The sequence below is a fragment of the Ensifer adhaerens genome (assembly GCF_000697965.2).
Lineage (GTDB): Bacteria > Pseudomonadota > Alphaproteobacteria > Rhizobiales > Rhizobiaceae > Ensifer > Ensifer adhaerens.
The window spans coordinates 1,386,764-1,399,835 of sequence record NZ_CP015881.1 but is presented as its reverse complement, the minus strand read 5'-3'; the positions used below and the strand labels follow the sequence as shown (position 1 = coordinate 1,399,835).

Below are 13,072 nucleotides of genomic sequence, written 5' to 3'. Positions count from 1 at the left end.
GTCAGCGACTGCGGAGCGACGGAAGGCTCATCGGGTGGGCTGAGCCGGTCTCCCGGTGAAGACACCAGATGTCGACCGGAAGGCGACGACCTGGCAGCACGACCGCCTCGTGCGATACCCATGCGGCTTCCGGTGCTGGTGCTTGGAGCCGGCACATCAACGAAGCGGAGACGACGAGCGGCACCTGCAGCGTCTTGGTCATGGATTCCAGGCGCTGGGCCACGTTGACGGCGTCGCCGATGACGGTGAACTCGCTGTGGCAGCCGCTGTCGAGAACGCCGCCGACGACCGTGCCATAGTGCAGGCCGATGCCGGCATCGAGGGCCGGGTGGTTGTTGCACGCGTTGTGGTTCTTCCAATCCGTGAGGATGTCGACGAGATCGAGCGCGCAGGCAAGTGCCCTGTCGGCGTCGTCTTCCTTCGGTCTCGGCTGGCCGAAGACCGCCATCACCCCATCGCCGATGAATTTGTCGACGGTGCCGCCGTGTTCGAAGATCGTCTGCGAGACGAGTTGGCGATATTCGGCGAGCACGAAGGCGAGCTCAGGCGCCGGTGCCGCCTCGGCAAAACGGGTGAAATCACGCAGGTCCACGAACATGATCGCGGCGCTGCGTCGCTCCAGCCCGAGCACATCGCCTTTCTCCTGCAGGGCGGAAACGACTAGCGGCGAGAAGAAGCGCGAGAGATTTTGTCGCCGCTGGTCGGCCTTCAAGGCTTCCTTGCGCGTCCGGTCGTGGTCGCGCGCAAGAAGATAGATGGCAAAGGCGGTGAAGCCGAAGCTCACGGTCAGGCCGAGATCCTGGTTGAAGAATGCCCCGAGCAGCGAAAGCGGTCCGGAGGCATCGTGCCTTGCAGCCGTCATCGCCAGCATCGTCACCCAGGCTATGAGCACGATGGCGGAAAAGAGGAGGACCAGGCGTCGCTCCAGCTTGAGTCCGACATGGACGAGCAGGATGAAGGCGACGACGAGGCTGGTCGTCGTCAGATTGTGGTTCGCTGTCACCGGGCCGGCCAGAATATGGGCGTAGAGCAGCAGCGCGACCAAGAGCGCATCGAGAACGACGAAGAGGGTCGTCAGCCAGGAGCGGCCGGGCAGATAGCGCGCCGTTGCCACCGACGCCACGCTGATGGCGAGATAGCTGACGACGACGACCGCGTGCATGCGTTCCGCGCCCGCGTTGCCGCCGAGCAGCAGACTTGCCAGCAGGATTGCGAAAGCAACGAAGCGCAGGGTGAGCGAACGCTTCTCCCGGGCCGTATCCCAATGCGGATGAAGTGAGGACGTCATGTCTTTCGGCATTCCCCCTGCGTCGACGGCCGGCGATAGCCGCTCTGCTACCAGTCGATTCGCGTCGAATATGTGGCGTGGCCGCAAGCCCGCTGACCTGCGTCAAGATTAGGTTCTAGGGCTTCCAACGATGGGAAGGTCAAGAAAGATACCATCGCTGCGCTGCAGCCGCCCGCGACCAGGTTATCAATCGCGTTCCTCTTTGCCCCCGGCGCCTACGTAGAATGACGTATGTGCAGTGCAGCGTGGCTGTCCGATGATCCCCTTAAGCAGCGGCTAGAAGCACCGAAGGGCCAGTTGCTCCAGAACGAGAGGGGTTCCATCAGATGACTATCAAGACAAGCGTGACCGGCGCATTCCTGGCCGCCATCCTGTCGACGACGGCTTTCAGCAGCGCTTTCGCCGCTGACGACACGATCAAGGTCGGCATCCTGCATTCGCTTTCCGGCACCATGGCGATCTCCGAGACGACGCTGAAGGACGCCATGCTGATGCTGATCGACGAGCAGAACAAGAAGGGCGGCCTGCTCGGCAAGAAGCTCGAGGCCGTCGTCGTCGATCCCGCGTCCGACTGGCCGCTCTTTGCTGAAAAGGCGCGCGAACTGGTCTCGGTCGACAAGGTCTCGGCGGTCTTCGGCTGCTGGACCTCGGTATCGCGCAAGTCGGTTCTGCCGGTGTTCGAGGAGTTGAACTCGATCCTTTTCTATCCCGTCCAGTATGAGGGCGAGGAAAGCCAGCGCAACGTCTTCTACACCGGGGCGGCGCCGAACCAGCAGGCGATCCCGGCCGTCGACTATCTGATGGAAAACGAGAGCGTCGAGCGTTGGGTGCTCGCGGGCACCGACTATGTCTATCCGCGCACGACCAACAAGATCCTCGAAGCTTATCTGATCTCCAAGGGCGTGAAGCCCGAGGACATCATGATCAACTACACGCCCTTCGGTCATTCCGATTGGCAGACCATCGTTTCTGACATCAAGAAGTTCGGCTCGGCCGGCAAGAAGACCGCCGTGGTCTCGACCATCAATGGCGACGCCAACGTGCCGTTCTACAAGGAACTGGCGAACCAGGGCGTCAAGGCGGAGGATATTCCGGTCGTCGCCTTCTCGGTCGGCGAAGAGGAACTCGCCGGGCTCGATACCACGCCGCTCGTGGGGCATCTGGCAGCCTGGAACTATTTCCAGTCGGTCGACACACCCGCCAATGCCGAGTTCATCAAGACCTGGAAGGCCTATACCAGGAACGACAAGCGCGTGACAAACGATCCGATGGAAGCGCATTACATCGGCTTCAACATGTGGCTGAAGGCGGTCGAAAAGGCCGGCACGACCGATACGGACGCCGTTCTCGACGCGATGATCGGCGTCTCCGTCCCCAATCTTTCGGGCGGCTACTCGACGATGATGCCGAACCACCACATTACCAAGCCGGTGCTGATCGGCGAGATCCAGGGCGACGGCCAGTTCGAGACCGTCTGGGAAACACCCGGCCTCGTCGTCGGCGACGAATGGTCCGATTATCTGCCGGACTCCAAAGACCTGATCTCCGATTGGCGCGCGCCGATGTCCTGCGGCAACTTCAACGTCGCCACCGGCAAGTGCGGCGGCAAGGGCTCCTGATTTCATCACCTAGTCATAGACCGGGCGGCGTGCCGCCCGGACAGTGATTGCATGACGAAAACTTGAGGCAAGCATGCCCTTCGTTCGGCGGCGCGCACGAGCGAAGGGAGCTTGCTTGGGCTATGACGGGTTTGTGCATGCGCCGCATGACAGGACCCGCATGAGGGGGCCATGTACCGAATTCTGCAGATCCTGTTCGTTGCGCTGTGTCTGGTGATATCGGCCCATGTGGTCGGTTCTCGCGCAGCCGAAGACCTCGGCCCGCTGATCGATCAGCTGGGCAGCGCTAAGCTTTCCGACATGGACGACCACATAACGGCGCTGGCCGAGACCGGCGACGCGAAGGTCGTTCCGGTGCTTGAGGCGCTGGGCGAGGGGGAACTTTATCAGCGCAAGTCCGACGGCAAGGTCTTTCTGGTCAAGGCGCAGGGCGCAGACCTGCTGCTCGTCGATCCCGTGACCGGGGCTGACGCCGGAGCGGCACCGAAGGCGGCGATGCAGAAGGTCAAGGTCAACAATGCGGTGCGTCGCGCGGTTCGCAGCGCGCTCGGAGGTCTCACGCTCTTCAGCGACGATACCAGTGCGCGCATAAAGGCGGCGCAATCCATGCTGCAGACGCCGAATGCCGATGCGCTCGAGGCGATCGAAACGGCGATCGCGGCCGAGAAAGACGGGACCGTGCGCAAGGTTCTCGATGAGGCCCGCGCGGTGACGCTGCTCGTCTCGGATCGCCCGGACGATCAGAAGCGTCAGGCGATCGCGCTGCTTGCCGAAGGTAACGGGCGAAACGGCCTTGCCGTTCTGACCTCCGCTCTGGCCACAGCCGATGCTTCCCTTAAACCCGATATCGAGGCGGCGATCGCCCGGATCGAGCAGACCCAGGCCTTCTGGAGCGCCGGCCAGAACATTTGGTACGGCCTGTCGCTCGGCTCGGTCCTCTTGCTGGCGGCGATCGGCCTTGCCATCACCTTCGGCGTCATGGGCATCATCAACATGGCCCATGGCGAGATGGTCATGCTCGGCGCCTACACGACCTTCCTGGTGCAGGAGGTGGTGCGCAATTCCTATCCTGACCTCTTCGACTGGTCGCTGGCGATCGCGCTGCCGCTCGCCTTTCTCGTGACCGGCGCGGTTGGCCTTGCAATCGAGCGCGGCGTCATCCGCTTTCTCTACGGGCGACCGCTCGAAACGCTGCTTGCCACCTGGGGCATCTCGCTGATCCTGCAGCAGGCGGTGCGCTCGATCTTCGGGCCGACCAATCGAGAGGTCGGCAATCCCTCGTGGATGTCCGGCGCCTTCGAGTTTGGCGGGCTGACCATCACCTGGAACCGCCTGTGGATCATCGTTTTCGCGCTGGCGGTATTTGCGGCGCTGCTGTTCCTGCTCAAGAGGACGTCGATGGGCCTTAAGATGCGGGCCGTAACCCAGAACCGGCGCATGGCGTCGTCGATGGGCATCCGCACCCCCTGGGTGGACGCGCTCACCTTCGCGCTCGGCTCCGGCATCGCCGGCATGGCGGGCGTGGCGCTCTCGCAGATCGACAACGTCTCGCCCAATCTCGGCCAGGGCTACATCATCGACAGCTTCATGGTCGTCGTCTTCGGCGGCGTCGGCAATCTCTGGGGGACGCTCGTCGGCGCCTTCTCGCTCGGCATCCTCAACAAGTTCCTGGAACCCTATGCCGGCGCGGTGCTCGGCAAAATCCTCGTGCTGGTGCTGATCATCCTCTTCATCCAGAAGAAACCGCGCGGCCTCTTCGCACTCAAGGGAAGGGCGGTGGAAGCATGATCACGTCATTTCTGATGCGGTCGTTCGACCGCAGCATTCTGATCGCCGTTGCGATCCTTGTCGGCCTCGCGATGCTTGTCCCGGCGCTCAACCTTTTGACCGCGCCCGATCATCCACTGCACGTGCCGACCTATCTTGTGTCGCTGTTCGGCAAGTACCTGACCTATGCGCTGCTGGCGCTGGCGCTCGATCTCGTCTGGGGTTTCTGCGGCATCCTTTCTCTCGGGCATGCGGCTTTCTTCGCGCTCGGCGGTTACGCCATGGGCATGTACCTGATGCGCCAGATCGGGGCGCGCGGCTCCTACGGCAACCCGCTGCTGCCGGATTTCATGGTGTTCCTCAACTGGAAGGAGCTGCCGTGGTTCTGGCATGGCTTCGACATGTTCTGGTTTGCCGCGCTCATGGTGGTCCTTGTCCCGGGGCTGCTCGCCTTCGTCTTCGGCTGGTTCGCCTTCCGCTCGCGGGTCAACGGCGTCTATCTCTCGATCATCACTCAGGCGATGACCTACGCACTGCTGCTTGCGTTCTTCCGCAACGACATGGGCTTCGGCGGCAACAACGGCCTCACCGACTTCAAGGACATCCTCGGCTTCAACATCCAGGCTAACGGCACGCGCGCCGCCTTGTTCGCTGCCTCGGCGCTGATGCTGGCGCTCTGCCTGATCCTGACGTCGGCGATCGTACGTTCCAAGTACGGCAAGGTGCTCGTGGCAGTCCGCGACGCGGAAAGCCGGACGCGCTTCCTCGGCTACCGCGTCGAGCACATCAAGCTCTTTGCCTTCACCCTATCGGCGATGATGGCCGGCATTGCCGGCGCGCTCTATGTGCCCCAGGTCGGCATCATCAATCCCGGCGAGTTCGAGCCCGGCAATTCGATCGAAGTGGTGATCTGGACGGCGGTCGGCGGGCGCGGCACGCTGATTGGCCCGATCGTCGGCGCCATTCTCGTCAATGGCGGCAAGAGCATCTTCACCGCAGCGTTCCCGGAATTCTGGCTCTTTGCGCTTGGCGGCCTCTTCGTGCTCGTCACCCTGTTCCTGCCGAAGGGCGTCGTCGGAACGGCTGGCGCGTACTTCGCCCGCCGGCGTGCGGAGCGTCAGACGCGGGCGGCTGAAACACCGGACAATCTGGCCGTTGAACCCATGGCGGCGGAGTAACGACATGAACCAGACAATCGGGCAGACCAAGCCGACCAGCCTTCTCTATCTCGACGGCGTCTCCGTCTCCTTCGACGGCTTCAAGGCGTTGAATGCGCTCTCCTTCGTCATCGAACCCGGCGAGCTACGAGCGATCATCGGCCCGAACGGCGCCGGCAAGACGACGATGATGGACATCATCACCGGCAAGACGCGGCCGGACGAGGGGCAGGTGTTCTTCAAGGGCGAGATCGATCTCACGAAGAAGGACGAGGCGGAGATCGCTTCGCTCGGCATCGGCCGCAAATTCCAGAAGCCGACGGTGTTTGAAAGCCACACGGTCTGGGACAATCTCGAGCTGGCGCTCAACCGCAAGCGCGGCGTGTTTCCGACACTCTTTTACCGACTGACGGCAGAGGACAAGGCTCGGATCGAGGAGATCCTTGCGACCATCCGCATGTCGTCGCGCAGCAGCGATCTCGCCGCCAACCTTTCGCACGGGCAGAAGCAATGGCTGGAGATCGGCATGCTGCTTGCCCAGGAGCCGGAACTGCTGCTGGTCGACGAACCGGTCGCCGGCATGACCGACGCGGAAACTGCCGAGACAGCCATCCTGCTGAAGGAGATCGCCAAGACCCGATCGGTCGTGGTTGTCGAGCACGACATGGGCTTCATCCGTGAACTCGGCGTCAAGGTCACCTGCCTTGCTGAAGGGGCGGTGCTGGCGGAAGGCTCGATCGACTTTGTCAGCAGCGATCCGAAGGTGATCGAGAACTACCTTGGCCGGTGATGACCCACACCGAAAATCCAAAAGGAGGGCGCGCCATGCTCAGCGTCGAAAACGTCAATCTTCACTACGGCGCCGCGCAGGCGCTGCGAAACGTGTCGATCACGGCCGAGATGGGCAAGATCACCTGCGTGCTCGGGCGCAATGGCGTCGGCAAGTCGAGCCTGCTTCGGGCGATCACCGGTCAGCATCCGGTCAGCGCCGGCGCGATCGACTTCAACGGCGCAGCACTCGCCGGCATGGCGCCCTATCGGCGGGCAAAAGAAGGCATCGGCTACGTCCCCCAGGGGCGTGAAATCTTCCCGCTGCTGACGGTCAAGGAGAACCTGGAGACCGGCTATGCGCCCCTGAAGCGCGGCGACCGCTCGATACCCGAGGACGTCTTCAACCTCTTTCCGGTGTTGCGCTCGATGCTTGGTCGCCGTGGCGGCGACCTCTCCGGCGGTCAGCAGCAGCAACTGGCGATCGGCCGAGCGCTGGTGACGCGACCGAAGATCCTTGTGCTCGACGAGCCGACCGAAGGCATCCAGCCCTCGATCATCAAGGATATCGGCCGGGCTATCCGCTATCTCAGGGATTCGACCGGCATGGCGATCCTCTTGGTCGAGCAGTATCTCGATTTCTGTCGCGAACTCGCCGACCACGTCTACATCCTCGATCGGGGCGCTGTGGTCCACGAGGGCGCAGCCGAAACGCTGGACACATCAGAGGCGCGCCGCCATCTGACGGTGTGATCGCATCCTGAACAGTTACACCTGCGGTGCTCCGGCGTCGGGTTTCGCGGCGTCCGAGGCAAGCGACTGCTGGCTCTTGAGGCAAAGCCACCTTCTCAAGGGAGCGGAAATTCTCCCCCCTGCCATAAAAGCGCCTTCTAAAATCACTAAATCTATGCAGTAACTGACGTATTTTATTGAGAATGGTGCAGTTTGGGTGTAGGACATCCTAAGCGAAAGAGTGCGGCCGTCACAACCCGTTACCCCCGGTAAATGCCGCGGGAAGGGGCGTTGTGGCGGCTTTCCTTGTTCAGGAAAGTGAAGTGACATGTTGACCAAAAAAGGAAAATACGGGCTCAAGGCCCTTGTCGACCTGGCTCAACTGGAGCCCGGAGAGACCGCCTTCATCACCGAGATCGCCACGCGGAACAATATTCCGAAAAAGTTCCTGGACGCGATCCTGCTCGAACTGCGCAATGCCGGCATCCTGCGCTCGAAGAAGGGCCCGGGCGGCGGCTATTCGCTCTCCCGGCCAGCCTCCGACATCCGCATCGGCCAGGTCATCCGCACGCTCGACGGTCCCCTGGCACCGATCCGCTGCGCCAGCCGCACCGCGTTCGAGGCCTGCGACGACTGTGCCGATCCGGTCAACTGTCATGTGCGCAAGTCGATGAGCAACGTTCGCGACGCGATCGCCTCGATCCTCGACAACATGACGTTGGAGCAGTTCGCCGCCAACGACAACGCGTCCGAGATCGTCGCCTTGAGGGACGCGGAGGCTGGCTAACCTTCACGCAAAGGCCCGCTGTGGGGCCTGCGATCGCAAGATGCCGCTTGAGAACTGCAGCGTCACAGCTTTCTGATGATCGCGGCGGCTGCAGGCGGCGCTATGATTTCGAGCAGGCGCAGCAATCGCGCCTTGCCGACATGGATGCGGGTTGCGCCCGGCTCGAGCGCACGCAGGATTTCCTTCGCCGCATAGGCCGCGCTGACCTTGTCCTTTCCCCGCCCTGATGTCATCGGGGTATCGACGAGCGGCAGCACCACATCAACCACTTTGACTGCGCCTGCCTGGTGCTGGACGGAAAGTGCTTCCGAAAACATGCGCAGCCCCGCCTTGGTGGCGCTGTAGACCGCCGCCGTCGTTTTCGAATAACGGGCGAGTGCTGAGCCGACATTGACGATGACGAAGGGGCGCCCGGGCGTCTTCGGCAGAAGCAGCCGCGACAACAGCATCGGCGCGACGAGATTGGTATCGACTTCGTCCGCGATTTGTCCGGCGTCGTAATGCGGGTCGTCGAACCGGACATTGTGCTGGATGGCCGCGTTGTTGATGAGACCGTCGATCGGATCGCCCGCCATCTTGGCTCCGCAGGCGATGGTTGCGGCCCGATCGCAGAGATCGAGCACCCGCGTTTCGATCCTCCGGTTTCGCAGCGTCAAGTCCTCCAGTCGCTCCCGGTCGCGGCCAAGTGCTAAGACATCGTGCCCTCTCGCGGCCAGTTGCAGTGCGATCTCCCTGCCGATTCCCGAGCTTGCCCCGGTGACGACGTAGCGTGCCATGTGATCTATTTCCCGTTGTTGCGCAGTCGAATCTGCAACGGGAGGACGGGGATGGCATTAACCGAAGTTAAGCGCGCAGAGGGCGCTGCGATTTCGCTGTTCGAGCGCATCGCCCGGCATCCGCTGGCGCAGGCGGAGCGCCTGGCCGAGGCGATGCAGGTGCGCAGCGTGAGGGCTGGCGAAACGGTCTTCCATCAGGATGAGCCGCATCCCTATGTCTATGTGATCGAGCGCGGCCTGGTGAAGCTCACCTATCTGCGTGCCAATGGCGAGGAGTGGATCAAGTCCTTCGCCATCGAAGGGCGGTTCTTTGCGAGCCTCTCGGCGCTGGTGCCCGCCGGGCGGGCGAGCTTTTCGGCAATTGCGGTCGAGGAGAGCCGCCTCGAGAGAATTCCGTTCGTGACGCTGCAGGCGCTGGCCGACACCGACCTTGGCTGGTCGCGGATGATCCGAAGTGCGCTGATGATGCTTGCCGAGCGCAAGGAGCGCCGTGAACGCCAGTTCCTGACGCTTGATCCCGAGGAGCGCTATCGCGCACTGCTCGTCGAGGAACCGGAGGTGGTCGCACGGGTGCCGCAGAAGGACCTCGCCGGCTATCTCGGCATCACCCCGGTCGGCCTCAGCCGCATCGCCAAGCGAGTGCGGGCGGAGGCCGACACCAGGCTTAACCCGGGTTAATGCTCGGCATCCGACAAGGAGCGATACCAGGCACCGTTGCAACAACGGAGGCGCGACTTGACCAAACAGAAAACGGCATCGGATTTCCTGCTCTTCCTCAGATCCTGGGCGGCGAGACCGCTGGAGGTCGCGGCGATCGCGCCTTCGAGCAGACGGCTGGCGGTCGCCATGACCACCGAGATCGGACCGCTCTCCGGCAATGTGCTCGAACTTGGGCCTGGCACCGGAGCCTTCACGCGGGCACTGCTTCGCAACGGCGTTTACGAGGACAATCTCATCCTGGTGGAGCGCAATCCGGCTTTCGCCATGCTGTTGCGGGAGCGGTTCCCGAGCGCGACGCTGATCGAGGGCGACGCCCAGCACCTGGCCCTGCCGGCGGTGAAGTCCGTCGGGGCGGCGATCAGCGGCCTGCCACTTCTGTCCATGCCGGCGCAGACCGTGCGGGCGATCCTCGCCTCGGTCTTTCATCACCTTGCCGAGGATGGAAGCCTGTTCCAGTTCACCTATGGACCGCGATGCCCGATCTCGCTCCAGGTTCTGCGCGAGCTTGGGCTCAAGGCCTCCTTTCGGCGCTGGGTGCCGCTCAACCTGCCGCCTGCCAGCGTCTATCGCATTTCCCGGAATAGTGCCTAAGCGCGATGGCCCCGTTTCCCGCCGGCGCGTGGGCGGCACCGGGTGACAGGTAAGACTTTCTCGGGCTTCCGCCCAAGTCAAAATCCATTTGCTGTCATTGTCTATAGAATAAGTTCATTATTACGCCTCAACCAAGGAGAGGCGGATGAGCAACGTACACTTCCTCAGAGAACCGGCGCCGGTGAACGCCGAACATGACGAAAGGCGACGGGAGCTTTTTGCCCGTGCCGAGGCGCTGTCAACCGATCTTGCCCGTCGGGGCGCCGAACTCGACCGGGTGGGCGCGCCGCCGCGCGAGGAGATCGAGGCGCTCCGCCAGGCTGGTCTGTTGACGGCGTTGCATTCGCCGGAGATCGGTGGGGCCGGCTTGAGCTGGATCGACGGGCTGCGGCTGGTGCGCATCGTCGCGCGCGGCGAAAGCTCGATCGGGCAATTGCTGGGCTACCACTACGTCAACAGCCAATACGTCTATTGGGCCGCCGCCGATCCCCGGCAAGCCTGGGTGCTGGGCGCCGAAACGGTCGAGCGGCAGCTCTACTGGGGTGCAGCCGTCAACCCGCGCGACCCCGGCCTGACGCTCGAGCGGCGCGGCGCGCACTACGTCTTGAACGGCCGCAAGACGTTTTCGACCGGCGCGCATGTCTCCGACCGCATCAACGTCAATGCCACGCTCGACGGCAAGATCGCCAATTTCGTCGTGCCCACCGACCGTCCCGGCTATATCGCGAACGACGACTGGGACAATATCGGCCAGCGCCTGTCGGACAGCGGCAGCGTCGAGTTCCGCGACTTTCCGGTTTATGGGCGAGACTTCATCCAGGCGCTTGCCGAACCCTTAGATCCGCCACCGGTGCAAGCGACCTTCAACACGCCGCTGATCCAGCTCGTCTTCGTCAATTTCTATCTCGGCACGGCGCAGGGGGCGCTGGCAGCAGCGCTCGACTACGTCCGCAGCACAACGCGTCCCTGGGTGACGTCCGGCGTCGAGCGTGCCGGCGACGACCCCTATATCCTTGAGGCGATCGGCGAGCTCCAGACGAACCTGAAGGCGTCGGTCGCGCTGGCTGATGCGGCTGCGGCAGCGGTCGAAGCGGCCTTGTCCGAGGGCAGCTCGGTAACGGCCGAGGCGCGGGGCGCGGCGGCGATCGAGGCCTATGCGGCCAAGGTGCATTCCACCCACGTGGCGCTCGACGTGACGGCAAGGGTGTTCGAATTGATGGGCGCGCGCGCCACGGCTGGGCACTATCGCTTCGACCGCTACTGGCGCAATGTCCGCACCCACACGCTGCATGACCCGGTCGCCTACAAGGCGCGCGAGGTCGGCGACTTTGCGCTCAACGGTCGGATCCCGCCGATAAGCCTTTACAGCTGAACCTGACGCACAGGGTGACTGTGCGTGGAAAAACGCCGCCTGAACAAAGGTTCCGGCGGCGTTTCTTTGATGTCTTCGCTTAAGCGGAGGCCGCGATCGTCTGCCGCTGGCCGGCGAGGTCGCGATAGCCGGCGCCCGGATGCGGCGCTGCAAGCCTCGGACCGGCGCCGAAGAGCTTTTCGCGGAGCGTGCCTTCGCGGTAGCCGGTCTTGTAGACGCCGCGTCTTTGCAGTTCCGGCACCAGCAGGTCGACGGCGTCTTCGAAGGTCCCGGGCGTGATGGCATAGGCAAGGTTGAAGCCGTCGACATCGGTGTCCTCGACCCATTCCTGCAGGAGATCGGCGACCGTCGAGGGCGAGCCGACGAAGACGGGGCCGAAGCCGCCGATACCCACCCAGTCGGCCATTTCGCGCACGGTCCACACCCGATCCGGGTCGATGGTCGTAAAGGTCTCGACGGCCGATTGCACCGCGTTGGTGTAACGGTGGCGAAGCGGCTCGTCCGGGGCGAACTGGCCGAAATCGATGCCTGTCCAGCCGGAGATCAGCGCCAGGGCACCCTCGTAGGACACGTGGCTGCGGTATTCGTCGAACTTCTTCTTCGCCTCCGCGTCGGTTTCGCCGAGGATCACCGTCTGCAGATTGAAGGCGAGGATTTCGCGTGGGTTGCGGCCGGCGCGCGCGGCTGCCTCGCGGACATTGGCGACATAGCGCTTCAATACGGTTTTGGATGGCGCGGCGACGAAGATGCATTCGGCGTGCGCCCCGGCAAAGTCCTTGCCGCGGCTCGAAGAGCCGGCCTGGTAGAGCACGGGCGTGCGCTGCGGCGACGGTTCGCTCAGGTGAATGCCGGGAACCGTGAAGTGGCGGCCGTGATGGTTGATCGGATGCACCTTTTCCGGATGGGTGAAGATACCGCTTGCCCGATCGCGCACGACGGCGCCGTCCTCCCAGCTTCCTTCCCAGAGCTTGTAGCAGACCTCCAGATATTCCTCGGCGAGATCATAGCGGTCGTCGTGGCGCGCCTGCTGCGCCTGGCCGATGTTGAGCGCGCCGCTGTTGAGGTAGGAGGTGACGATGTTCCAGCCGACACGCCCCCGGGTCAGATGGTCGAGCGTCGAGATGCGGCGGGCGAAGGTATAGGGATGCTCGAAGGAGAGCGACGCCGTCAGCCCGAAGCCGAGATGCTCGGTCTCGTAGGCCATGGTCGGCACCAGTTGCAGCGGGTCGTTGACCGGGACCTGGGCCGAATGCCGAAGGGCTGCATCCGCATTGCCGTTCAGCACGTCATAGACGCCCAGCACGTCGGCGATGAACAGGCCGTCGAACTTGCCGCGCTCGAGCGTTTTTGCCAGATGCACCCAGTAATCGAGATCCTTGTAGCGCCAGGACTGGTCGCGCGGATGGGTCCAGAGCCCTGGCGACTGGTGGCCGACGCAGTTCATGTCAAAGGCATTCAGCCGGATTTCGCGGCTCATGGGGCTCTCCTTCGGGCA

Annotated in this window: 12 protein-coding genes; 9 read left to right on the top strand and 3 right to left on the bottom strand. The window is 63.4% G+C overall.

Annotated elements, in window-relative coordinates; genetic code table 11:
* Nucleotide 1: 1 nt before the first annotated feature.
* The gene (locus tag FA04_RS26040) at nt 2-1,288 is read right to left on the bottom strand and encodes an adenylate/guanylate cyclase domain-containing protein (protein ID WP_051659707.1); all 1,287 of its coding nucleotides are present in this window, start codon (nt 1,286-1,288) and stop codon (nt 2-4) included.
* 326 nt (nt 1,289-1,614) lie between these two features.
* On the opposite strand from FA04_RS26040, the gene urtA reads away from it, so the two are divergent.
* The 6 genes from urtA to FA04_RS26010 all read left to right on the top strand — a co-directional run bounded on the left by urtA (nt 1,615) and on the right by FA04_RS26010 (nt 8,118).
* A complete protein-coding gene (gene urtA, locus FA04_RS26035; RefSeq protein ID WP_034805737.1) occupies nt 1,615-2,907 on the top strand; it encodes an urea ABC transporter substrate-binding protein in 1,293 nt (430 codons plus the stop codon).
* A 171-nt stretch (nt 2,908-3,078) separates the two neighbouring features.
* Nucleotides 3,079-4,695, top strand: coding sequence for an urea ABC transporter permease subunit UrtB (urtB, locus tag FA04_RS26030; protein WP_034805739.1), 1,617 nt, complete (start codon nt 3,079-3,081; stop codon nt 4,693-4,695).
* Complete coding sequence (urtC, locus tag FA04_RS26025) at nt 4,692-5,852, top strand: urea ABC transporter permease subunit UrtC (protein WP_034805744.1); 1,161 nt, start codon at nt 4,692-4,694, stop codon at nt 5,850-5,852. Before urtB ends, urtC begins: the two co-directional genes overlap by 4 nt.
* A 4-nt stretch (nt 5,853-5,856) precedes the next feature.
* Nucleotides 5,857-6,621: an urea ABC transporter ATP-binding protein UrtD gene (urtD, locus tag FA04_RS26020; RefSeq protein ID WP_029742911.1), complete on the top strand. Its 765-nt coding sequence runs from the start codon at nt 5,857-5,859 to the stop codon at nt 6,619-6,621.
* Between the two features lie 35 nt (nt 6,622-6,656).
* On the top strand, nt 6,657-7,352 hold the full coding sequence (gene urtE, locus FA04_RS26015) for an urea ABC transporter ATP-binding subunit UrtE (RefSeq protein ID WP_029742910.1): 696 nt from the start codon (nt 6,657-6,659) through the stop codon (nt 7,350-7,352).
* Nucleotides 7,353-7,659: 307 nt separating this feature from the next.
* Nucleotides 7,660-8,118: an RrF2 family transcriptional regulator gene (locus FA04_RS26010; protein WP_029742909.1), complete on the top strand. Its 459-nt coding sequence runs from the start codon at nt 7,660-7,662 to the stop codon at nt 8,116-8,118.
* Between the two features lie 62 nt (nt 8,119-8,180).
* Here FA04_RS26010 and FA04_RS26005 read toward each other — a convergent pair whose 3' ends face one another.
* The gene (locus FA04_RS26005; protein WP_034805747.1) at nt 8,181-8,894 is read right to left on the bottom strand and encodes an SDR family NAD(P)-dependent oxidoreductase; all 714 of its coding nucleotides are present in this window, start codon (nt 8,892-8,894) and stop codon (nt 8,181-8,183) included.
* Between the two features lie 51 nt (nt 8,895-8,945).
* On the opposite strand from FA04_RS26005, the gene FA04_RS26000 reads away from it, so the two are divergent.
* From FA04_RS26000 to FA04_RS25990, 3 genes are all read left to right on the top strand, one after another.
* Nucleotides 8,946-9,572, top strand: a complete 627-nt coding sequence (locus FA04_RS26000; RefSeq protein ID WP_051659708.1) for a Crp/Fnr family transcriptional regulator — start codon at nt 8,946-8,948, stop codon at nt 9,570-9,572.
* Between the two features lie 57 nt (nt 9,573-9,629).
* Entirely contained in the window at nt 9,630-10,205 is a 576-nt protein-coding gene (locus FA04_RS25995; RefSeq protein ID WP_034805750.1) for a class I SAM-dependent methyltransferase, read from the top strand.
* Between the two features lie 145 nt (nt 10,206-10,350).
* Complete coding sequence (locus FA04_RS25990; RefSeq protein ID WP_051659709.1) at nt 10,351-11,577, top strand: acyl-CoA dehydrogenase family protein; 1,227 nt, start codon at nt 10,351-10,353, stop codon at nt 11,575-11,577.
* Nucleotides 11,578-11,656: 79 nt separating this feature from the next.
* Here FA04_RS25990 and FA04_RS25985 read toward each other — a convergent pair whose 3' ends face one another.
* Nucleotides 11,657-13,054: an LLM class flavin-dependent oxidoreductase gene (locus FA04_RS25985; RefSeq protein WP_034805763.1), complete on the bottom strand. Its 1,398-nt coding sequence runs from the start codon at nt 13,052-13,054 to the stop codon at nt 11,657-11,659.
* Between the last annotated feature and the right edge of the window lie 18 nt (nt 13,055-13,072).

Excerpts from the sequence above, each read along its gene's own strand:
- FA04_RS26040 (WP_051659707.1), bottom strand. The coding sequence starts at position 1,288 with ATGACGTCCTCACTTCATCCGCATTGGGATACGGCCCGGGAGAAGCGT.
- urtA (WP_034805737.1), top strand. The coding sequence starts at position 1,615 with ATGACTATCAAGACAAGCGTGACCGGCGCATTCCTGGCCGCCATCCTG.
- urtB (WP_034805739.1), top strand. The coding sequence starts at position 3,079 with ATGTACCGAATTCTGCAGATCCTGTTCGTTGCGCTGTGTCTGGTGATA.
- urtC (WP_034805744.1), top strand. The coding sequence starts at position 4,692 with ATGATCACGTCATTTCTGATGCGGTCGTTCGACCGCAGCATTCTGATC.
- urtD (WP_029742911.1), top strand. The coding sequence starts at position 5,857 with ATGAACCAGACAATCGGGCAGACCAAGCCGACCAGCCTTCTCTATCTC.
- urtE (WP_029742910.1), top strand. The coding sequence starts at position 6,657 with ATGCTCAGCGTCGAAAACGTCAATCTTCACTACGGCGCCGCGCAGGCG.
- FA04_RS26010 (WP_029742909.1), top strand. The coding sequence starts at position 7,660 with ATGTTGACCAAAAAAGGAAAATACGGGCTCAAGGCCCTTGTCGACCTG.
- FA04_RS26005 (WP_034805747.1), bottom strand. The coding sequence starts at position 8,894 with ATGGCACGCTACGTCGTCACCGGGGCAAGCTCGGGAATCGGCAGGGAG.
- FA04_RS26000 (WP_051659708.1), top strand. The coding sequence starts at position 8,946 with ATGGCATTAACCGAAGTTAAGCGCGCAGAGGGCGCTGCGATTTCGCTG.
- FA04_RS25990 (WP_051659709.1), top strand. The coding sequence starts at position 10,351 with ATGAGCAACGTACACTTCCTCAGAGAACCGGCGCCGGTGAACGCCGAA.
- FA04_RS25985 (WP_034805763.1), bottom strand. The coding sequence starts at position 13,054 with ATGAGCCGCGAAATCCGGCTGAATGCCTTTGACATGAACTGCGTCGGC.